Below are 21,143 nucleotides of genomic sequence, written 5' to 3' on the forward strand. Positions count from 1 at the left end.
AGAAGCTATGGCTGCATTCAAGTGGCCGGATGAACTCGTCTTCATCAAGAACCGCCGCGCCCGCCAGAAGACGACGACCGTTGACATGACGGGGAAGCTCTGCGTTGTTTCCGGGTCCACTTCGGGCGTGGGACTGGCGGCCGTCAGACGGCTTGCCCGCGCCGGCGCCCATATCGTCATGCTCGTCCGCAACCACGGCAAGGCCGCGGCTGTGCAGAGAGATCTGCGGGCGCATACCCCCGCGCCGGTCGAGGTCATTCTCGCAGACTTCAGCGATCTGGGGAGTGTGCGCGCCGCGGCTGAGCGTCTCCTGAGAGACTATCCCCGGATTGACGTGCTGATCAATTCAGTCGGCCTATTTTCGACGAGCCGGGCTCTCACTAGCGATGGTTTCGAGACGGTGTTTTGTGTGAACCACCTGGCGCCGTTTTTCCTGACACATCTGCTGCTCGAACGGCTGCGGCAGAGCGCGCCCGCCCGCATTATCCAGGTCAACTCCGAAGGCCACCGGTTCGGTGGGCTGGATCTGGCCGATCTGCACTGGGAGCGCAGGCGCTATAACGGCTATCGGAGCTATGGCGCATCCAAGATCGCGCAGTTGCTGACGACGTGGGAATTCGCCGATCGGCTGCACGACACGGGCGTGACCATCAATGCCATGCATCCGGGGGATGTGAGGACCAATATCGGCAACAACAACGGGCCACTCTACCGGTGGTTCCAGCGCATCGCCATCGGGCCGATGCTCAAGGACCCGGCCATCTCCGGCGAGGCGTTGTACACCCTGGCAGCCGCTCCCGAACTGGCAAACGTGAGCGGCCGCTTCTTTCACCTGACCATTGACGAGAAACCGGCCGCGCCGGCCCTGGACCGCAAGCTGGGCCGGCAAGTCTGGGAAGCAAGCCTGCGCCTGACCGGCCTCACGCCAGCGCCTTGATGACCTTATCGGCAGCCAGCTTGCCGGTCAGGATGGAGATTGGCAAGCCGGACGGGCTGTAGGTCCACTGCCCGGCCTGGTAGACGTTCGGAATTGGCGTCAACACGGAACTGGCTACTTTCGTCAGGCTGCTCACGGCGGGGATGGCGTCATTGGTAAAGGCCCAGCCGGTGATCGCGCCTTCGGAGTTGCCGGAGATCTTCTCAATGGTCAGCGGCGTGGACGTAAAGCTGTCCATGATGGCGGCCCGCAGCCCCGGATAGATGCTGGCGTCCAGCACGCGGATCATGGAATCCGTCGCGAGCTGCTTGAACTCGTCATACCAGCCCAGGTCTGCGATGTGCTTCGTCAGGGCGTAATCGAAAAGCGAGCTGATGATCAGCCCGGTCTGGCCCACGGGAGCCAGCGCCGGATCCCGCAGGACGGGGCAGGAAATCTCATACGTGGTGTATTCCAGGTAGCGCCTGAGCCACTCCTCGATACGCGGCCGGTCGGCGATCAGCCCGGCGGCGCGCCCCAGATCAGCCGTGCGCAGTTCGTCCAGGCTGACCTGGGAAAGACCGGAGGTGGACGGCGTGTAGAAGAAGTGCTGGCTGGCGATGCGCGCAAAATAGCTGCTCTCCAGGTCTACCGTGACATACACAGTCAGCACCGAATCGCCGCCGACTTTCCCCATCAGGGTTTCCTGCCTGGCGCGGATGCGTTCGCTGGTCTTCCGCTCCGACAGAGCTGCCGGGTTGACGATCCGGTAGAGCGTCTTCTGATCCGCGGCCCAGACCAGCTTCTTATACTGATAGACATTCCCCTGGTCATCGGTCGCCTGGCTTCGTCCGGGGTCAAGACTGGTGATGCGGGTCGCGCGCCGGATTTCGCCGCCGTGGTCGAGCACGAATCGCTCCAGGGCCTGGGGCAGCGCGCCGGTTCCTCCCCTGGGATAGCGGTAATCCAGGTAGAGACTGAAATAGCTGAGGGCAAAGTGCGCCGGGGTCTTCTGGAAAAAGTGCTGCGCAATGATGTCTAGTAGAGCCTGATTGGCGGTGAAACTGGCGAGGTGCTCATCCACCGGCTTGCCGAGTTGCGCGATTTTTGGCGCGGTCAGCAGGTACTTGAACGCCCACGGCAGAATCGTCCTGAACACATATTTAGGATCGTTCTTCAAGTCCAGAAACAGCGGGTTATCAATCGCATAAAGCACATCCATGTGGCCCATGACCTTGGCGATCTCCTGGATGATCCCTGCAATATCCTGCTGATGGTCGGGAAAGTATTTGTTCAGGAGTTCCCCGTACGCGCCCAGGCTTTCCTTCGAGGAGATCCTGACCACATCGTCGCCAATGCCGACAGACACAGGGTTGGGGAGGAAGTCAACTTCGATGCCCAATTGCCGCAGCATGGGGGCTACGATCCCCGAGTCTTCGATGGCCCGGATCCCCCCGTCGAAAACAAACCCTTTGTATGCGAATGAATTGACCAGTCCACCGGTGTGCTGCTCTTTCTCACACAGCAGCACCTTCAACCCCGCCTTAGCCAGGTAAGCTGCGGTCGTTAGACCGGCCATTCCTCCTCCCACAATCAAAACATCGGAGGCCACTAATGGTTGCATCGTTTCTTTCCTCATTCGTCTATCATCGCTCATAGATGACAGTTTACCAAACACACGTGAAGCGGTCAATTGAAGGCCCGACACAGTTCGAGGGTTTGTTCCCTACCACCATCGTATCCGCGCCTGCACCATCGTGCGGCCTTTCCAGGTGGAGCGGCCGCGCACCGCAAAGGCCACTGACCGCGCGGCAATGAAGAGCGTGAGCACGGTGGTGACAGGATACAAGAGCGCAAGATACAGGGGAAAACCGAAGCGTGCGTTCGATATGCCCCACAATAACACAGCCAAGAAAACCCCCACGGCGGCCATGACCACCGAGTAGGTCGAGTGCAGCAGGCCAGCGGCGATCAGCGCAAGCACAATCGGGGGCTGCAAGAAGACGATGCAGATCCAGAGCCAAATCAGCAGAAACGGCAGCACCCGATAGCCGAAGCCGGCGAACAGGTTCTTAGTGAACCCCTCGAAGACCTGGGCGGAGTTCCGGTACATACGGCAGCGGACGTCTTGTGTAGCCAGCGCCATGCGCCAGCTCAGGCCATGGGCCTTGATCTGCCGGGCGAGTGCGATGTCGTCTACGGCATCTGCACGCACGGCTGCATAGCCGCCGATCTGATCATAGGCCGCGCGCCGGAAGAGCATATATTGGCCGTTCGCGGCGCAGAGGGCGGAAGCGCGGACACGATAGGCCAGCGCCAACGGCAAGAAGGATAGGACGCCCCACGGGAAGAAGGGGATCACCAGTTTTTCAGCCCAGGTCACGACTTCCAGGCGCGGACAGGCTGTCAGCAAATCGGCCTGTTCGGTCATCAGGGCAACGACCCCGTGCCGCAAGGACTGTGGTTCATGGCGCGTGTCGGCATCCGTGAAGAAGAGGAGGTCGCCGGTCGCCGACTCAGCAAGCTGCTGGCAGGCCCAATGCTTGCCCAGCCAGCCATCAGGCAGCGCCTGACCCGCAAGGACCCGCAGCCGGCGATCTTGGGAGGCCAGCTCGGCCAGGATCTCGCCGGTGCGGTCGCACGACTGGTCATCCAGCACAATCACCTCGAGGTCGGGGCAATTCTGAGTCAGCAGCGAACGCACACAGTCGCCTATGTTGATCTCTTCATTGCGCGCCGGCACCAACACGGAAACGCGGGGCCACTGAGCCGGCGGCGCGCCGCCCTCGACGCGACGCAGCAGCCGCCAGTTGCTGAGCGCAATCAGCACAAGGCAGGCAGCAAAAACAGCAATACTGAACTGATGATAGGTCCAAAAGGAGCCCACATCTTCCTCCTGATACAGAGTCCGCGGTCACGCCCTGGGCAGAGGTTCACGCCGTGTTCAGGGTCTGCGCCGCTGGGGACGTTGGCGCAGATCGGCGCGGTGCGTCCAGGAGAGGATCGCCGCCGTGCCGATCCACGTCACAACCCATGGGAGCGTCACACCGGTCAGCAACAGAAAGGCCAGGAGTGTCAGGAGCGCAGCCATCACAGCCCAGCCAGGGGTATTCAACAGCTTGTTGAAGACGAAGACGGAGCCGCCCATGACGAACGGGCCGAACGGAACCGTCAGCGCCGTCCAGACGCCAAACGTGCTCGCCAGCGCCTTGCCGCCGCGCCAACCAAGCAGCGGCGAGAACGCGTGTCCGAGGATCGGCGCCAACACCACCGGCGCCAACGGCCAGCTGTCCACCTGGAAGACGTAATGGGCCAGCGCCACGGGAACGGCCCCCTTGAGCATGTCGAGGATGATCGCCAGCAGGCCCAGGCCGCGGCCGCCGGCGCGCGCCACGTTGGTTCCCCCAGGATTCCCATCGCCGTAAGCGCGAATGTCGGTGCGCAGCGCCAGCCTGCCCAGCCAGACCGATAGGGGCAGCGAGCCGAGCAGAAAGCCGATGAGCGTCCAGGTGAGAGAGAGCATGTGGGTGTTAGAAGAGATCGAGCGCGGGCACGCCAGCCTCGCGCCGGGGCACTGCCAGGGCATGCAGTAGGTCAAAAATGAACAGGAAGCCGCCTTGCACGATAACACCCCAACCATTGCCGGCCAGGAACGGGTTTTGTGCGCCAAGCGTATACACGAGAACCAACCCGCCGGCCACGTACAGTACGTCCAGCCCCGTGTTGATCCACAGGATCCGGCGCAGGTTGCGCGCCTCGCGCTCGAACCTCTCCGGCCCGCCCGCGCCCGCGGCGCGCCGTTTACGAGCGGAAAGCTGCCCAAACAGGGCGATGGCCGCGTCAATGGCGCCCCATGCCAGCGCCTGCACGCCGAAGCCGCGCCACCAGGCCGACGCGCCGAACGCAACCAGCAGCGCGCCGGCGATGACGCTCAGCGCCGACCACAACAGCAGCCGGCGAGATAGAACGTCTTGAAAATCCCAGATCATGTCACCTGCACCACTTCTGAATCTCACGGATAGGGCCGACGATCTCCAACCCGTTGTCTACAAGTCTAACACGCCCTGCTGTCCGGCATTGACCGCCTCGACCACCTTCTCGGCCACCGCCGCGGGCGCCAGGGCGCTGCCCGGCATCTTGAACGGCGCCTTCCGCCAGAAGCTCGTGTTCACCGCGCCCGGCCGCACCACGATGACCCGCCGCTTCCGCTCCTCCTTGCGCAGCGCCTCGGCGAACGCCTCCAGCCCGGCTTTGGCGGCCGCGTAGGCGCTCAGCCCCGGCAGCCGCATTCGCTCGCTCACGGCGCCCAGAAAGACCACGGGCGCATCCTCGGTCAGGAGGGGCAGACTGTGGTGCAGGGCGTTGTACGCGCCGAGCAGATTGGCATCCAGGATGCGGCGAAATGCGGCGGGCGTCATCCTGGCGGCTGGTTCGGAGGCAATGTCGCCGGCCGCATACACGAACAAGTGCGCCTCGCCTGCCTCCTGCCCCGCGGCCAACATCGCGCGCTGCACGGCGAACGGGTCGGCCACATCGGCTGCGTACGCGTAATCGTAATCGGCCACGCCGGCCAGGTCGTCTCCCTGGCGGCTGACGCCGATGACCTGCCAGCCATCGTCTTTGAGTTTGTGAGCGAGCGCACGGCCGATGCCGCCCGCTGCGCCCCAGATCAAGGCTATTTTCGTCATGTGACAGTTCCTCTATGAGGATTCGACTTTTCTTGTGAACAGCGCCCGCCAGGCGCCGGTGGCCCACAGCGCCCAGGCTATCAGCACCGGCTGGAAGAACAGCCGGTTGAAGCGGGCCTGATCGGTGTTCATCCCAAAGGCGTCAATCCGGTTGACGTACTGCGAGATGTTGCCCGGGAAGATCAGCACAAAGAACGCCGCAACGGCCAGGCCGACGAGCACTCGCTGTTTGACCAGGAAGATCAGGGCTAACCCCAGTGCGATTTCTGCAATCCCGGACAGGATGACGACCAGCTCGCCATTCACCGGCAGCCAGGTTGGCACCTGGGCCAGGAACTCGGCCCGCGCGGACGTGAGGTGGGTGATTCCGGTAAAGACCAGAAATACGCCCAACAGGACGCGCAAAACTGTCTGCGCCGTCCGCCAGGCTCTCTGTCCCGCACTCGACTGTTCAGACCGAAGGCTCTTGTTCTCTGTGTTCACCCTATTCTCCATTTGTGCGGTTGGCTCTCTGTGGAAGGAACGACTTGGCCGCGGCCAGCACAACGGCCAGCAGCGTCGCACCCACCAGCGTAAACTTGACGCTGGCAAAGATGCCGGCTATGAGGGTAAAAGGCGCCAGCGCGCCCTCTACGGTCGGTGACAGCGGGCCGGTCGCCGGCATGCGCCTGACCACGGTGAGCAGGCAGATGTTCTCGCTGACGTCGAGCAGCGCTGCGGCCAGGGGCAGAGCCGCCAGGCGCTGTAAGGTGCGCGCCCAGGCTGCCAGGGCCGGGTGGGCCGCCATCTGCACCAGCAGCGCACGTAAGCCGCCGGCATAGCCGACAATGAAGAGGAAATCGAGCCACAACGCCAGGCGGGCCAGATCAGCGCCGCCAGCCGGCCAGGCCTGAATGATGGCCGCGGCCTGCGCGGGCGTGAAGGCGAGTTCCAGATCAACAATCCCGCCGGGGCTGCCGGCCGCCTTCAACTGCGCCTCGATGCCCTGAAACACCATAAACAACACGACGACGATCAGCAGAGCCGCCAGGGTGAATCCACGCAGCCAATGGCGGGTGTTCATGCTGCCTCCTATCGCTCGGTGATCGTTCATGCGGGCCCTACGGTTGCGTCTGGCGCGCCAGCTCGGCCTCGGCCGACGCGTCGTCGCGTGTCAACCATGTGTCGAGCAGCAGCAGGCCAACGCCAACCACCACAAGGCTGTCGGCCAGGTTGAAGACCGGCCAATCAAACGCGGCGCCGATGTGCCAGTGGATGAAATCAACCACAAAGCCGTAGAGGAACCGATCCAGCAGGTTGTTGCCGATGGCCCCGGCCGCGATCGCGGTGAAGGCGGCCAGCATGAGGGGGCGCCGCGGCGCGGCGAGGACATACCACGCGATCACGCACAGTGTCGTCAGACTGACGCCCACGATGAGCGGGGTGCGAATCGTTTCAGGAATCCAGCGCGTCAAGTTGAACGCGGTTTCGCGATTTTCTACGTATTGAAAATCCCAGAAGTTGGGGATGAACGTCACGCCGGACGTTCCCTTCAACTGGGCAATGGCCAGGCGCTTGCTGAATTGATCGAGGAGCAGCAGGGGCAGCAAGCCGAGTGCAATCATAAGCAGTTGGCGCACGTTGCGTTTTGGCATAAGGACCTTCTTGGCGACATTTCTTCTTGCGCCCCATTGTACCACACATCGCGTGCAGCGCAGAAGTGCGTGCGGGCATGGCGGTTGATGGCATGTCCGGCGTCGCCGTGGAGGCTATGGCGCTGGATGCAGATCCTCTGGCGTTTGGGCGGCGAGTTGATCCAATTCATCCTGGCGCCGTTTCGATTGCTCCAGCAGCACCAGCGTGATCGAGTAGGCGGCCGCGGCCAGCGGTACGCCAAAGACGAAGCCCCAAAAGCCCATCAGCTGCGAACCAACCAACAGGGAAATGACAATCAGCAGCGACGGCATACGCAGCGACTCGCTGAAGATGGAAGGCATGACGACGTTGAACAGGATGATCTGGAAAACGAGCAGGATGAGCAGCAGCCAGAGCGTGTTAGGCGAACCTTGCAGGGCGGCCACCAGCACCGGCAAGATGGTGGCGACGATGCCGCCGACGATCGGCACGAGCACGACCAGGCCAGTTGCCACCCCTACAACCAGGGCCGAATCAATGCGCAAGATGAACATCAGCAGGGAAACCGCCGTGCCGAAGATGAGGCCTTGCAGGACGGTACCGCGCAGGAAACCGCCAAAGGTGCGGTCAATGGTCTCGGAGGCCAGTTGGTATTCATCTTCGTAGCGCCTGGGCAGCACGCGTAGGATGGCGCCGGCAATGGCGCCGCCGTCGAGGGTGACAAACAGGCTGAGGAAGATGATGATCAGAAATTGGCTGAAAGCCGTGGCAATGCCGCCGGCCAGCCCCAATCCAAATTGCAGGAGGTTTGCGCCCACGAGCGGCACCTGGTTCAGCAGCTCGGAGGGCTGCGGCAAGACAATCAGGCTGGCATCGAGGTCGAAGCGAGTGATCAGAAACGCGCGCGCGCCATTAAGCCACGCGGTGGCCCGCTGCAGCCACAACGGCAGGTTGCCGGCTTGAATCTGCATGGTCTGCGCCAACTGGTCCAGCTGCTGGACGAGCACCGGCACCAGGGCCAGCACCGTGAGGGCCAGACCCGCCACGAGCAATCCGTAGACGATGGCAACCGCCAGGCCAAATGGGAGGTGGAAAGTCTCCTCGCCGCGCAGATGGATGCGCTTCCCCAACAGCCGCCGCAGAGGGCGCAGCGTCAACGGCCGGCGCTGCAGCCAGGTGACCAGCGGCTGCAACGTGAAAGCCAGGAGCCAGGCCAGCGCCACCATCAGGATCAGGCTGCTGAATGAACGGATGAAGACGGTCAGTTTTTCGATGAGGTAGATCGAGACCGCCAGGGTGAGCACGATAATCAGCGAGCGGGGTAAGAGTTCGGACGGACGATGATTGTCTGGCATGAAAAGCGTTCTCCTATCTATTGGCCGGGGTCGGGGAGCACCTGGTAGACGCGAAACCACGCGTTGCGGTAAACCGTGGCAAATGGCAGCTCGGCGCCGTTGAAGAAGACGGCAAAACGCGCCTGGTATTTCTGCGCCAGCGCCGTCACCTCCGCGGCGCTGAGATCGTTGTAGCGCGTATCGCTGGCGCTGGTGGCGTGTAAATCCTGCATACGCTGCCACCAGGCTGCGGTGAACGGCACGCTGAAGTATTGCTGGGTGCCGTCTTTCCACTCGCCCACCACGGGCCGTTCGCTTTCCACGCGGAAGCCGTAGTAGTAGGGCGGCGTCATGAACGTGGCATCCACCGGCGTGTTCTGGCGCGCCCAGGCCTGCACATCACGCCAGGCCGCCAGCAGATCGGACGGAACCTGGGGCTGCGTGAACGCCGCGGCTGTGGAAACGAGCAGCGCCAGGAGCAGCGCAGCGGCCGTCCAACGCACGCCAGCCGGCCAGGTCATGAGCCTGGACAGGCGCTGGCCGCTGGTCGCTTTATAGATCCGTTCGGCGGCCACGCGGCCCACCGCATCCAGCCGCGTCCAGAAGGCCGCCGCCGTCAGCAGCAGACCAGCCAACACCCCGACGATCCACGCGCTGGGCCACGGCGCGAACAACGCCAGCAAGACGATGAGGCTTCCGGCGCGGGCCAGGCCCCCGCGATCCCACCTGGACAGCAGCCAGCTTACCACCAACGGCAGGGCCAGAAGCGTCAGAAACTTGGTGCTGCGGAAAAGCTGCCAGCGCAGAACCAACCCGATCGGCCAAACCTCCGCGCCGAGGAAACCAATCAAGGCCAAGAGCGCGACCGCGAGCGCGGCGCCGGCCAGCCAGCGGCCTTGCGCGCGGCGCCGCTGCGGCCACCAACCCAGCCCGGCCAGCCCAATCCACAGGCCAAAGATGACGAAGTCGGTCAGCGGCCAGGTCAGCGGGAAACTGTGCTGGGCCGAGCGCAGGCGCAAGAGGTCAATCCAGGCCGGGGTGATCGGCTCGCGCGCCTGCCATGACCAGATGAGCGTGGGCAGCGCCAGGAGCAGACCGAACGCTGCGGCCAGCAGGGGCGCGGCCCACCGTCGCCAGGGCAAGCGCAGCAGGTCGCCGCCCAGCAGCAGGGCCAGGGCAAACGCGCCGCTGAGCGCGTGCAGATTGATGAGCAGGCCGGCCAGGGCAAAGGCCAGCAAGCGCCATTCTAACAGGCCGGCCAGCAAGGCCCACAGCGCCAGCGCCATGCCCACGTGGCGCGGCAGCGCGGAACGCAGAATGAGATCGTCGCCGCCGAGCACGGGCAGCAGGGAAAGGGTGAGCAGCAGTCCTACCAACAGCGGCCGCAGCGGCATACGATCCGGCGCCAGGCGCAGGCTCAAACCGGCCGCGGCCGTCAGATAAGCCAGCAGCGTGAGTAGGTGAATGACGAGGAATAGGGTAGGAATGGAAGTCAGGCTCGTCGCGAGGGCCAAGAGCTGGAAATAGAAGGACGGATAGCCGGCGCGCGTCGCCAGCATCGGATCGCCGGGGAAGAGCGATGGGTCCAGCGTCTGCAGCAGGAACGGCAGCTGAATGGCGTGCGCATCCTCGACGACGCCGAAGCGGTAGCCGTGGGCCAGCAGATGAAATGCAACGAACAGCGCGCTGAGCAGCAAGACTCCTGCGCCGGGCAGCCAGCGGCGACGAAGCATGGTCAACCACATCGTCCGATCCCCTCAGCGCGCCGCCGTGGGCAGGCGGAAGGTCATCACCGGCGTCCGCTTGCCCAGCAGGCGAAAACCATGCTGCGCGTAGAGGCGCTGGCTGGCCTGATTGCTGGCTTTGGTGTTCAGGCTGACGCTGCGCGCGCCGCTGCGCCGGCAGAAGCGCAGTGCGTCGGTCAGCAGCTGCCGGCCGAGCCCCTGGCCCTGCGCCGCCGGCAGCACGGCGAGCCGCGCCAGGACGCCAAATTCGCCGCGCACATCGCTGACCGCGTAGCCCATCACCTGTCCTTCCATCTCAGCCACGATGGCATGGCTGCTCATGACCAGCAGGCCGGTCAGATCGGCCGCGGTCGCGCGCCAGGGCGGCGCGAAGGCGGCGCTGTCCACCGCCTGCAAAGCTAGGATCTCGTCTGGACGCGCTGAGCGCAGCGTGGCCGGCCCTACGCCGTCGCTGGCATGGTCAATCCCTACCCCGCGCTGCAGGACCTCCAGAGTGTCGCTAATCTGAAAACCGAGGCGCTGCAGCGGCGCGTGCAGCCATTCCGCGGCGGCGATGTGCACCACGGCCTGGACACGGCGACTGCGCAGCGCCGCTGCGACCGGCTCCCACAGCGCGGGCAGGCCCTCGTCCGCGCGCCAGCCGCCGAGCAGGGCGCAGCCGCGCAGCGTCGCCCAGGCGTTCAGCGTCTCGCCCGGCAAGGTTGGCTGCGCGAGTAGGGAGGTCAACAGGAAGCCCCACAGCAGGGGGCCGGTTTCAGCCACCGCGCCGCTGGTCTGGTCCGAGGTCAACAGCGCGGGCAAATCCTCGGTCCCAAAAGTGAGCATCTGGCGTCGCGTCTGGTCGAGCAGCGTCAGGATACGCGCCTGGTCATCCGGCCGCGCCGCGCGCACCGTGACATGAAAGGTGTTGGCTTGCGCATCATGGTCGTTCATGAGGTCAGATTATAGCACAGAAGCCGTTGGCGGGCGATTGGGCAATTTGCTTTTTTGGAGTGATTTGGAGGCGCATGGCCTTTGCGCTATAATTCTGTTAGCTGAACTGAAATCCACGCTAGGTCGCATCTGCGGCTGCACCTACGGCCGGAGATGCACCTACTCCCGAACGAGACCCCCAAACCAACCAGCATCCTTGCCTGACCGAATTTGTAACTGCTCAGGCATTCTGAGCCGACGGCAGCCGCCGAATGAATTCGGGGCGAAAGGGCGTTCCGCCGCCAGGTCGGCCGCCGCCGACCAGCAGCGCGTCTACGTAGGTAGACGCCCGGCGGTACGCCCATCAGGCGCGATTTCAATCGCTCGGTTGCGACAGCGCGCCGCCTGAGCAGTTACCCAATTTTGTTCTTGGCGATATTCCGAACAGCCATCGTCGCGCACCCGGAGAACGCCCATGGCCGCCCAACTCATCACACTCAGTCGCCTGCTGACCGAAGCCCTTGAACGACAAGAATTCGAGCAGCTCTGTTTTGATGCCTTCCGTCCGGTCTATGACCAATTTAGCGATGGTATGACCCGTGGCGCGCGTACACGCTTGCTGCTCGATTACGTCGGTCGCCAGCGCATGACCGCCACCCTGCTGCGAGAGGTGCGCAGCATCAATGCCAGCCGCTATGGCGAATTCGTGGATGCCCTGGCCGCAGCGCTCCTGACCCAACTGACCGCCTCACCGGGCGGGTTGGACAGCCACCTTGTGTCTGCGCTGCAGACCCTGGCGTCCGGGCAGCCCCGTCTGCCCCAGGCGCTGGAAGACCTGGCGCGCGCACCCGGCGACGCCGACCTGCAACTCATCCTGCGCACGCAGGTGCGCCGCCAGGCGCTGACCGATGATACGCTGGCCGCCGGTCTCTATGATCTGCTTGCATCCGCCCAGCCTGCCGTTGACGATATTGCCCCGCCGCCGCGGCCATTGGCGCCGCCAGTGGTGGACGATTTCGTGGGGCGGGCGGATGATCTGGCCTACTTCGGCGACATCCTGCGCACGAGCCATTTCGCGGTCATCAGCGGCATGGCCGGCGTGGGCAAGACAACCCTGGCCGCGCGCCTGGCGCGGGACTTTGCCGGCGCGGCCTCGCGCATCTTCTGGTATGAGTTTCATGAGCCGTTGGACGTGGACGCGATCATCGTCAAGTTGGCCGGTTTCCTCTACCATCAAGGGCGCCCCAACCTGTGGGAGATGCTGGAAAGCGCCCGCCAGCGCCATGCACGCCCGCCGCACCCCATCCTTCTTTTCGACTACCTGTTCGAAGAACTGCGTGGGCTGGACTGCCTCTTGTGCCTGGACAATTTTCACCTGGTGGACGAAGAGAGCTCTTTGATCGAGCCGTTCGTCGAGCGACTGGCGCGCCTGGTCCACGCCGGCGAGCTGTCGTTGATCCTGGCGGCCCGCCGTATGCCAACCTTCGTGCAAACCGTACAGTTCAGGGCCTTGGCCGGTTTGACTCCTGACGATGTCGCCGGGCTGCTGCAGCGCCGCGGCATCAATCTGACGCCCGCGCTCCTGGCTTCGCTGCATGAACAAACCCAGGGGAACGCGCAGCTGCTCAATCTGACGGCCGCCATGCTGGGCCGCAGCCCCAATCCTGCCGCGCTGATTGACAGCCTTGGCGATCAGCAAGATGTAGAGCGTTTTGTGATTCAGCAGGTGGATACGGCCTTGTCTAGCGATGAGCGCGCTGTCTTGGAAGCGATGTCGGTCTTGCTCGGCTATCCCGTAACGCGCGCTGCGCTCAGCGCCGTTCTGCAGCGCAGCGGCCTGCTGCGTCACGTGCAATCGCTGAGCGATCGCCACTTGCTGACCGTCCAGGAATCCCCCGAAGGCCGCGTCTTCGGTCTGCACGCCATCCTGCGCTCGTACTACTACGCGGATCTTGGCCCAGATGATCGCCGAAGGCTGCACCGGCGTGCGGGCGCGTTTTATGAGAAGGAACAGCCCGATCCTCTGCTGGCTATCGAGCATTTCCTGCGTGCGGGCGAGATCGAACATGCGGCTGCGTTGGCAACCGCCGACATCATGACCTTCGTCAACCGCGGCCAGGCGCATGCCCTGCAGCGGCTGCTGGCCCAGTTTGCAAACCACCCCTTGCCCGACCTTTTGCGCGCGCGCCTGGCGCTGACGGCCGGCGAAATCCATCAGTTCGACAGCGCCAGCGAAGCAGCACAGGCCAGCTACCACTACGTCCTCGATCTGGCCGAACGCCTGCCGCCTACGCCGGCACGGCGCAGTCTGACCGTGCGCGCCTGCCAGCGCCTGGGCGAGCTGTTGTCTGATCAGGCGCCCGATGAGGCCATGTCCTGGCTGCGTCGCGGCCTGGAGGAGTTTGGGAGCAGCGGCGGGCTCGAAAGAGCTGAGTTTTTGGTGACGCTGAGCACCGTCCAGATCGCGGCCGGCGACTGGGCCGCGGGCCGGGAATCGGCGCTGGCCGCGCTGCAAGAGGCGCCGACGCTGCCTGATCAACTCTGGATGCGGGCGCAGCTCAACCTGGGCATCATCGCCGGTGAATTGGGCGACCTGGACGGCGCCATCGGCCACACCAGCCAGGCTGCAGACCGCGCCCGTCTGACGCACGATGAATTTTGGCGCCTGCTTGCCGAAATGAACCTGGGAATCTACATCTTTACCCAGGGCGACTGGGAAGGCGCCATCCAGAAGCTGACCACCGCCAATGACCTGGCCGGCCGGGTGGGCAGCGGCACGCAGCGTACCCAACTGGCCGTCAACCTGGGCTACCTGCTGCTGCGCCGCGGCGACGACGCCGAAGCCGGGGTGCAATTGCAGGCCGCGGTCAATCTCGCGCGCCAGCATCACCTCGTCAGGCATGAAATTGCCGGACTGCTCAACCTGGCCGAGTGGGAGCAGCGCCGCGCTGAACTGGACGCGGCGCTGGCGCTGGTCGCCGCCGCGGAGCGCCTGGCCTTGACTACGCATATCCAGGGGCACCTGCCGGAGATCTATCGCCGGCGCGGCCAGATCAAGCTGGCGGCGGGCGATGTGACCGCGGCGTTGACGGCCATTGAACAATCATTGACCGCGGCCGTGGACGCACCATTGGAACAGGGTATGAGCCTTAGGGTGCAGGGACGCGCGCTGGCCGCCGACGGCCAGTCGCCGGCGGCCGCCGCGGCGTTCGCCCGCAGCCTGGAACTGCTGGACGGCGCCGATCCGTACGAAGCAGCGCGCACGCAGCTGGCGTGGGCGCGCCTGCACCTGGCGCAGGGCGACGCCGACGCTGCGTGGCCGCTCTTCGACGCAGCCGCAAACACATTCACCCGTCTCGGCGCAGCGCGTGATCTGCAAGAAACGCTGACTGCAAGGGGGATACCATGAGCACGTTCATCAACCGACGATGGCTCCGCCTGTGGAGCGCATTGGCCCTTTCCATCGCGTTGTTCCTGGCGCTGCTGGGCGCCTTGTTGCTCGCCCTGCGACCGCCCGCCGCTTCAGCCTCTGGTCCGCCGCCGATCAGTCCGTGGGGCGCGGACAACGAACCGACGACTAGCCTGGCCGTCGGCGACATGAACAACGACGGCGCCCTTGACCTGGTGGCGGGCAACCAGGGTGAGGATAATCGCATCTACCTCAACAACGGCCGCGGCGGTTTCCCCACGACGATGACGGGGACGATCACCCTTTCCAATTCATCCGCGTATACCAGCGTCATCGCCGTGGCGGACTTGAACGGCGACGGATGGCTCGATGTGCTGGCGTTGTCGCCCCAGGGGCCGGCACAACTCTACCTCAACGCGCACCAGGCGCCGCTGACAGCCACGCTCAAGTTTACGACCACGCAAGTCCCGACCGTAAGCGTTACGTCGTCTCTGACGCCCGTCCTGGCGATTGGCGACCTGGACGGCGACGCCGACTTCGACCTGGTCATCGGCGGCGAAGACGCTGCGACCCGCGTCTACCTGAACGACGGGAGCGCCGGTTTCAGTCCCGCAGCCTGGCTGACCGCAACCGAGGCGATGAGCGCCACCGCCATGGCCCTGGCCGACGTCAATGGCGATGGGCGGCTTGACCTCGTGCTCGGATTCGATGGCCGGCCGGCGCAGATTTTTCTCAATCGCCATGGCGCCGGGTTCGCGCCGGCCGCGCAAATCGGCGCAGCGCGCGGCCGCGTCGTTGCGCTGGCGGCCGGCGACCTGAACGCTGATCGCACGCCCGATCTGGCGATTGCTTATTCTGATCTGCGAAACAAGAGTCAAACCATTGACGTTTACACGACCACGATCAGGAGTGAACTGGCCGTGTTAGCCCAACGTGCGTCGTCCCTCGCATTTTCAGACAACGACATCCCCATGACGCTGGCGCTGGGCGATGTCAACAACGATGACGCACTCGACCTGGCGGTGGGCTTTGGCGAACGCAGCGGCAGCGCCGCCACCCGCAACCGGGTGCTTTTCAACGATGGCCGGGCGCGCTTCACCCAAGGCGATGTGCAGTACTTTGGCTCTGGCGCCGATCGCACCTATGCGGTGGCCCTGGCCGATCTCGATAATAACGGCTCACTCGACTTCATTGCGGCCACTCACAAGGAGCGGCATCGCATTTACTTTGCGCAATCAGGGGCGCCGCCGCTCGTCTTCGCCCAGGCCCAAGGCGGTGAGTCGCGCGAATATCTCAGCCTGGCGTTGGGCGACCTCGACGGCAACGGGACGCTCGATGCGGTGGCCGGGGTAACGAATGGCCGACTCAGTTATCTGGGCGAGGTTCGAAAACGCTTTGGCGTTACTGCCACCACCATGAGCCTGGCCCTGGCCGACCTGGACAAAGACGGCGATCTCGACATCGTGGCTGGCAATGCAACGAGCCAGCCCAATCATATCTACTACAATGACGGTCATGGCTCTTTATCTGACAATCCCCTGCAACTGGGCAACGCCTTGAGCGATACGTGGGGCGTGGCGGTTGGCGATCTTAACGGTGATCAATGGCTCGACATCGTCGCCGGCAGCAAGCGCCAGAGCGCCATCTACCTCAACGATGGCAAAGGCGGTTTTCCTGTCACCCCCACCCAGCCCCTGGGCGGCGCAAACGATCCTACGACCAGCGTGGCGGTCGGCGATCTCAACGGCGATAGCCGGCCGGACATTGTCGTCGGCAACGACAACAGCTTCAATGCAGTTTATCTCAACGCCCAGGGCCGCTTTCCCGCGCAGCCAAGCCAACGCTTCGGCAGCGAGTTCGAAAGCACCAAAGCGCTGGCCCTGGGGGATCTCGACCGGGATGGCGACCTGGACCTGGTGGTGGCCAACTTCTACGCGCCCAACGTCGTCTACTTCAATGACGGAAAAGGCGCGTTTTCCACGGAACGGGCCGTCTACCTGGGAACCATGAACAACAAGACCTACAGCGTGGCCCTGGCCGACTTCGACGGCGACGGCGCGCTCGATATCGCCGCCGGCGTCTGGGCGACGGCCAGCGATATCGGGATGTTGGCGTTGGACAACGTCATCTACCTGAACGATGGACAGGGCGGTTTCACAGACGGCAGGACGGTTGTTTTGACCCGCGGCAAGCACTACACGCAGGCGGTAGCGGTGGGCGACTTGAATGGAGACGGCAAGCCCGACATCGTTTTTGCCGATCGCTATGACCCCAACGATGGGACGGGCCGCCTCACGTTCCTCACCAATCGGCGTCGCGGCCAGCGCACCGAGGAGCAAACGATGCACCTGGAAACTACGGATTTGATTACCGGGGCGCAAGGACTCTCGGCCACTCACCAGGTAACCTATTCGTTGGCGGCGCCCAACGGCGGCTGTGGTGACGCCCCAGTGCTGGAAGTCTCCTTCGACGGCGGTAGGGCCTGGCATCCGGTCGAGGAGTCAGCCGTCAGCGTGGGTCAGAACCAAGACCCAGAGAGTCGTACCGCCCCTACCGTGGCAGTCACGGGAGTCTTGAGTTGGTCTCTGTCATCCGATCAATCCGATCAATGGCGCGATGACCTTGCTCTGCGCACGCTGCTGACATCCACGGTCAAACCGTGCCCGAATCGGCCTCCTGGGCCTTATCAATACTCGATAATCCGTCAAGGCCGGGTGAACGTCCCTATCGAGACTCCCCTGCAAGTGCTGAGCGGGACCGCGCCGATCTCAGACGTGCAGGTGTACCGCCAGGCGCTGGGCGAGCGCCTGGCGATTCGTTTGACTGACTTAAGTGGGACGGAAGTCAATACCGATGTCTGTGGTCGCTTCGATGGATGTGGGAAAGCGCCATCCCGAGTTGATCTGAATCACTACGATCGCTTGTTTGCCCTGTGGCCGGTGACAGAAACGCACCAGTGGGTCAACTTGTCGCCGCTCAATCCGGCCAGCCCGTTGGCCGAACCGCCCTCGGCCGCACTGGCGGGTCAGATGAGCGCGGCTGCGCCGGCCAGGCAGGCCGGCCAGGCGGATACGGCCGCGCTGGCGCCGCAGACTGGTCAAATAGCGGCTTCAGCCCCAGCGACGCGAACCAGGATTCTGTCCGTCACGCGCGCAAGCCTTCTCTTCACCAGCGCGCCGATCACGCTGACAAGCGGCTCAAGCAGCCGTGATGACATGCCGCGAGTCACGACCGGCGTCGTCACCGTCAGGGCGCCCGGCACGCAGACGCTGACCATCTCGCCTGACAATCCCTTGCTGCTTTTCAATCTGAACGTAGCCCTGGAATGGGACGCGCACAATGACCCCGGGTACGTGGCCGGGTTGACCAGGGACCTGCAGCGTACGTCGGATCTGTTGTATGACTGGACCAACGGCCAGGCCGCGCTAGGTCAAATATCGCTCTATCACGACGCGGCCTTGCGGCCAACCGCCAACGGCAGCAACGCCTGGCTCGATGCGGATGTGCGCATCCATGCGACCAATCGTCTGCGCCCCAGCGCAACCCAGGGCGGCATCGTCAGCGCGGTCATCAGCGACCCCGTGAAGTCGGACATCGCCTACGGGCCGGGCGCTGTGGAAATCGGCGCGGCCTGGAACCGCTTTGGCGACGCCGCGGCCGGCAGCCTGGACGAAGATTGGCCGCGCGCCCTGGCGCACGAGCTGGGGCATCTGCTCTTCTTCCTGGATGACAACTATCTCGGCCTGGATGAACGCGGCTTACTGACGCCGGTCAGCGGCTGTTCGGGCGTGATGGCCGATCCATACGGTGAAGACGACAAGTGGGGCAACGGCGAGTTTCACCGGGCAGACGCCGCCTGGCAGACCGGCTGCCAGCAAACCCTCTCCCAAAAGGGCGCCGGGCGGCCGGACTGGGCCACGATTCAAGCGTTCTATCCCTGGCTGCAGGCGCCGACAACCAATACGGCGGGGCCGGACACCCTGCCGCTGCGCGTGACGCAAATCATCACGGAGGCGACGCCTCTCGCGCGGGAGGCCACCCTGGTCGTGCCCATCTTCTATCTGTTAGACGAGGCAACACCTCCGAACCCGGTTCAACCCGGCGTCGGCGCGCGCGCCTTTCTGTATAAGCGAGGCGGCCAGCGCATTGTGGATCTCGGTCGTCCGCGGCTCGACCAGGTCACAGCGCGGGGCGCGCAGGTTGGCGACACGCTGTGCGTGACGGATCCCGATGACAACCGCCAGGGATGTACAACGGTGCAGGAACGGGGAAACCAGGAGATTGTGTTGGTCGCACTCGCCGATGACTGGGGCCCCGAGGTAACTGTCAGCCCCGAAGTGTCCATCAGTTCTGTCAACTCAACAACGATCACCACGACTGTCATGGTCTTGACCCTGACCGGCGTTTTTACAACCGGACGCTACCTGGCCGCGATCATTCCGAGCGACGCGCCGTTGACGGAGACCCGACGCATCACGATGACGCGTAACGGAGACGACTTCACAGCCAGTCTGCCGTTCACGAGCAGCGTCGGGTTCATTGACATCACAACAGGCGACAGCAAGCCATGTCTGACTATTGACCAAAAAGCCCAAACCGGCGCAGAGTCCTGTCGCATCACGCTCGATCTGGCGGTGGGCGGCAGCCCGGCAAAGATCGCAGGCACCGGTCGCCTGGCGAAGATCGCAGGCACCGGTCGCCTGGCGCCCGTGCTTTCCACAGACGGGCAGGCGATGCTCTTCGGCCAACATCTCGATCTCGGCGGCGACCGCCTGATGATCCTACAGACGGCGGTCACAATTCCGAGTTTGCCACCGTGGGCCACGCTCATCGGCCATGCCTATCGTTTAGCCGCCACGTCGAATGTCACCTTGACCAACACGTCGCTCAGCATCGGTTATCTCAGCAATGAAGTGCCGCCCGGCGAGGAACCGTTCCTGCGCATCCACCGTTGGAAGGCTGGCGTTTGGCAGCCGTTGACAACGACGCTGTCCACGACTGCCAACAACGCCGTGGCCGCCGTCCACGAGCCAGGGCTGTACGCGCTGCTGTCCAGCACCGAGATCCAGTTGGACGGCGCTGGTTGGCATGCCTTCGCCTACCCTGTACCCGATCCGCCCGCCCGTCCGGTCAGAGAGGCGTTAGCCTCGCTGGCAGATGAGGCATTCACCCTGGTCTACGGCTACGATTCAACGCAAGAGGCCGATCCGTGGCAGGTCTATATACCGGACGCACCAGCCTTCAGCGACTTGGCCGAGCTGCGTTTCGGCCAGGGCTATTTTGTTCACACCACAATCACCGCGCTGCTTCAGTTCAAGGGGCTGTCGCCGTTTGCCGAGGCGGTATCGGGTCATGTGATCAACACGCCTCCCGAAAGGCTAAGAACATCTATCTGGCCGACGGACAGCCTGGTCAGTCCACCGGCTGTCATCTATGGGCCGATTCAGCCCAGTTCCGGCGTGACGCTCACGCAGGATATGACCATCACGGCCTGGATCAACGATCAACTCTGCGGTGAAGGCGCTACCGTTCCCACTGCAGATGGCATTGGTTACCGCGTGAAAGTACGGTCGGCCGGCGAGGCCCCCTGGCAAGGGTGCGGCGTCCCTGGCGCCGTCATTACGTTCTCCCTGCCGCCGCCGCTGATGCTGAGCACTACTCAACCCATAATCTGGAGTAACAGCGAGGCTATCTCCGTGACGATCTCTGCTGTAATCCCACCAACCCCCACCATATCCCCCACGCCGCCAGCCACGCCCGTTGTGTCGCGCACACCGACATCCACGCCCGCTTTATCGCGCACACCGACATCCCCACCCGTTGACTCGAGCACACCGACATCCACACCCGCCGTATCGCGCACACCGACATCCAAACCCGCTGTGTTGCCCACCGAGACAACCACACCGACATCCACGCCTACTCCAGCGCCCCCACCTCCTTCCCCTTGCACCGAATACCTGCGCAATGGGGATTTTGAACAGACGCGCGATTGGCAGCTCATGACCACGGACAGCACGGCGCGCTACACCACCCTTGAGGTTCACAGCGGTCGCAGCGCTCTGCAGTTGGGGTTACTCCCTACAGATTCGGGTCTCCGCCGTACAATCGCCACCCTATCATCTGCGTACCAGGATGTGTATCTTCCTCCCAGCGCGCAGAAGCTCACGCTAACGCTCTGGGTCAAACCGGGCACGCAAGACAGCAGCGGCGACTACCAGCGCCTGGCAATCTTGAACCCAGGCAACGGCCGTGTGATCAGCGAACTATGGCGCAAACTGGAAAATCAAACCGACTGGCAGCAGCTTAGCTTCGATCTCACGGCCTACCGAGGGCGCACCGTGCGCCTCTATTTCGAAGTCCACAACGACAGCCAGCGTCTGCCCGATCGCACCTGGCTCTATGTAGACGACATCAGCCTGCGCGACTGCCGACGACCGTAACTTGACCGGCGCCTGGAACTCATTTATAATTGGTTCATCAAACCCCCTGTCTCTTCGGGGACAGGCTGCGAGACCGTACTCT

The 21,143-nt window shown here is 63.9% G+C and carries 14 protein-coding genes; 3 read left to right on the top strand and 11 right to left on the bottom strand.

Annotated features, from left to right (window positions below):
- Window positions 1-7: 7 nt before the first annotated feature.
- The gene (locus tag ACPQ6D_RS13595; protein ID WP_423224877.1) at window positions 8-937 is read left to right on the top strand and encodes an SDR family oxidoreductase; all 930 of its coding nucleotides are present in this window, start codon (window positions 8-10) and stop codon (window positions 935-937) included.
- Here the strand turns inward: ACPQ6D_RS13595 and ACPQ6D_RS13600 are convergent.
- The 11 genes from ACPQ6D_RS13600 to ACPQ6D_RS13650 form a co-directional block, all read right to left on the bottom strand.
- Window positions 921-2,540: a phytoene desaturase family protein gene (locus tag ACPQ6D_RS13600; RefSeq protein WP_423224878.1), complete on the bottom strand. Its 1,620-nt coding sequence runs from the start codon at window positions 2,538-2,540 to the stop codon at window positions 921-923. The two genes, ACPQ6D_RS13595 and ACPQ6D_RS13600, sit on opposite strands and share 17 nt — an antisense overlap.
- Window positions 2,541-2,642: 102 nt before the next feature.
- Window positions 2,643-3,803 (bottom strand): glycosyltransferase family 2 protein, encoded by a 1,161-nt coding sequence (locus tag ACPQ6D_RS13605; protein WP_423224879.1) that lies wholly within the window; start codon window positions 3,801-3,803, stop codon window positions 2,643-2,645.
- Window positions 3,804-3,860: 57 nt separating this feature from the next.
- Complete coding sequence (locus ACPQ6D_RS13610; protein WP_423224880.1) at window positions 3,861-4,439, bottom strand: glycerol-3-phosphate acyltransferase; 579 nt, start codon at window positions 4,437-4,439, stop codon at window positions 3,861-3,863.
- Window positions 4,440-4,446: 7 nt separating this feature from the next.
- A complete protein-coding gene (locus tag ACPQ6D_RS13615; RefSeq protein WP_423224881.1) occupies window positions 4,447-4,905 on the bottom strand; it encodes a DUF6992 family protein in 459 nt (152 codons plus the stop codon).
- A 57-nt stretch (window positions 4,906-4,962) separates the two neighbouring features.
- A complete protein-coding gene (locus tag ACPQ6D_RS13620; RefSeq protein ID WP_423224882.1) occupies window positions 4,963-5,604 on the bottom strand; it encodes an SDR family NAD(P)-dependent oxidoreductase in 642 nt (213 codons plus the stop codon).
- Window positions 5,605-5,616: 12 nt separating this feature from the next.
- Window positions 5,617-6,009: a DoxX family protein gene (locus tag ACPQ6D_RS13625; RefSeq protein WP_423224947.1), complete on the bottom strand. Its 393-nt coding sequence runs from the start codon at window positions 6,007-6,009 to the stop codon at window positions 5,617-5,619.
- A 79-nt stretch (window positions 6,010-6,088) separates the two neighbouring features.
- Window positions 6,089-6,667: a hypothetical protein gene (locus ACPQ6D_RS13630; protein WP_423224883.1), complete on the bottom strand. Its 579-nt coding sequence runs from the start codon at window positions 6,665-6,667 to the stop codon at window positions 6,089-6,091.
- Between the two features lie 37 nt (window positions 6,668-6,704).
- The gene (gene lspA, locus ACPQ6D_RS13635) at window positions 6,705-7,238 is read right to left on the bottom strand and encodes a signal peptidase II (RefSeq protein WP_423224884.1); all 534 of its coding nucleotides are present in this window, start codon (window positions 7,236-7,238) and stop codon (window positions 6,705-6,707) included.
- A gap of 114 nt (window positions 7,239-7,352) precedes the next feature.
- Window positions 7,353-8,573, bottom strand: a complete 1,221-nt coding sequence (locus ACPQ6D_RS13640) for an AI-2E family transporter (RefSeq protein ID WP_423224885.1) — start codon at window positions 8,571-8,573, stop codon at window positions 7,353-7,355.
- Window positions 8,574-8,590: 17 nt separating this feature from the next.
- Window positions 8,591-10,285 carry a DUF6798 domain-containing protein gene (locus tag ACPQ6D_RS13645; RefSeq protein WP_423224886.1) on the bottom strand — a complete coding sequence of 565 codons (1,695 nt, stop codon included), beginning with the start codon at window positions 10,283-10,285 and terminating at the stop codon, window positions 8,591-8,593.
- Window positions 10,286-10,309: 24 nt separating this feature from the next.
- Window positions 10,310-11,230, bottom strand: coding sequence for a GNAT family N-acetyltransferase (locus ACPQ6D_RS13650; protein ID WP_423224887.1), 921 nt, complete (start codon window positions 11,228-11,230; stop codon window positions 10,310-10,312).
- 454 nt (window positions 11,231-11,684) lie between these two features.
- On the opposite strand from ACPQ6D_RS13650, the gene ACPQ6D_RS13655 reads away from it, so the two are divergent.
- Both ACPQ6D_RS13655 and ACPQ6D_RS13660 read left to right on the top strand, forming a co-directional pair.
- Window positions 11,685-14,618 carry an ATP-binding protein gene (locus ACPQ6D_RS13655; protein ID WP_423224888.1) on the top strand — a complete coding sequence of 978 codons (2,934 nt, stop codon included), beginning with the start codon at window positions 11,685-11,687 and terminating at the stop codon, window positions 14,616-14,618.
- Entirely contained in the window at window positions 14,615-21,061 is a 6,447-nt protein-coding gene (locus ACPQ6D_RS13660) for an FG-GAP repeat domain-containing protein (RefSeq protein WP_423224889.1), read from the top strand. Before ACPQ6D_RS13655 ends, ACPQ6D_RS13660 begins: the two co-directional genes overlap by 4 nt.
- Window positions 21,062-21,143: the final 82 nt, after the last annotated feature.

Origin of the sequence: Candidatus Amarolinea aalborgensis (assembly GCF_900491745.1) — a bacterium.
Lineage (GTDB): Bacteria > Chloroflexota > Anaerolineae > SSC4 > Amarolineaceae > Amarolinea > Amarolinea aalborgensis.

Coding starts and splice junctions, on each gene's coding strand:
- ACPQ6D_RS13595 (WP_423224877.1), top strand. CDS start 8: ATGGCTGCATTCAAGTGGCCGGATGAACTCGTCTTCATCAAGAACCGC.
- ACPQ6D_RS13600 (WP_423224878.1), bottom strand. CDS start 2,540: ATGCAACCATTAGTGGCCTCCGATGTTTTGATTGTGGGAGGAGGAATG.
- ACPQ6D_RS13610 (WP_423224880.1), bottom strand. CDS start 4,439: ATGCTCTCTCTCACCTGGACGCTCATCGGCTTTCTGCTCGGCTCGCTG.
- ACPQ6D_RS13615 (WP_423224881.1), bottom strand. CDS start 4,905: ATGATCTGGGATTTTCAAGACGTTCTATCTCGCCGGCTGCTGTTGTGG.
- ACPQ6D_RS13620 (WP_423224882.1), bottom strand. CDS start 5,604: ATGACGAAAATAGCCTTGATCTGGGGCGCAGCGGGCGGCATCGGCCGT.
- ACPQ6D_RS13630 (WP_423224883.1), bottom strand. CDS start 6,667: ATGAACACCCGCCATTGGCTGCGTGGATTCACCCTGGCGGCTCTGCTG.
- lspA (WP_423224884.1), bottom strand. CDS start 7,238: ATGCCAAAACGCAACGTGCGCCAACTGCTTATGATTGCACTCGGCTTG.
- ACPQ6D_RS13640 (WP_423224885.1), bottom strand. CDS start 8,573: ATGCCAGACAATCATCGTCCGTCCGAACTCTTACCCCGCTCGCTGATT.
- ACPQ6D_RS13645 (WP_423224886.1), bottom strand. CDS start 10,285: ATGCTTCGTCGCCGCTGGCTGCCCGGCGCAGGAGTCTTGCTGCTCAGC.
- ACPQ6D_RS13650 (WP_423224887.1), bottom strand. CDS start 11,230: ATGAACGACCATGATGCGCAAGCCAACACCTTTCATGTCACGGTGCGC.
- ACPQ6D_RS13655 (WP_423224888.1), top strand. CDS start 11,685: ATGGCCGCCCAACTCATCACACTCAGTCGCCTGCTGACCGAAGCCCTT.
- ACPQ6D_RS13660 (WP_423224889.1), top strand. CDS start 14,615: ATGAGCACGTTCATCAACCGACGATGGCTCCGCCTGTGGAGCGCATTG.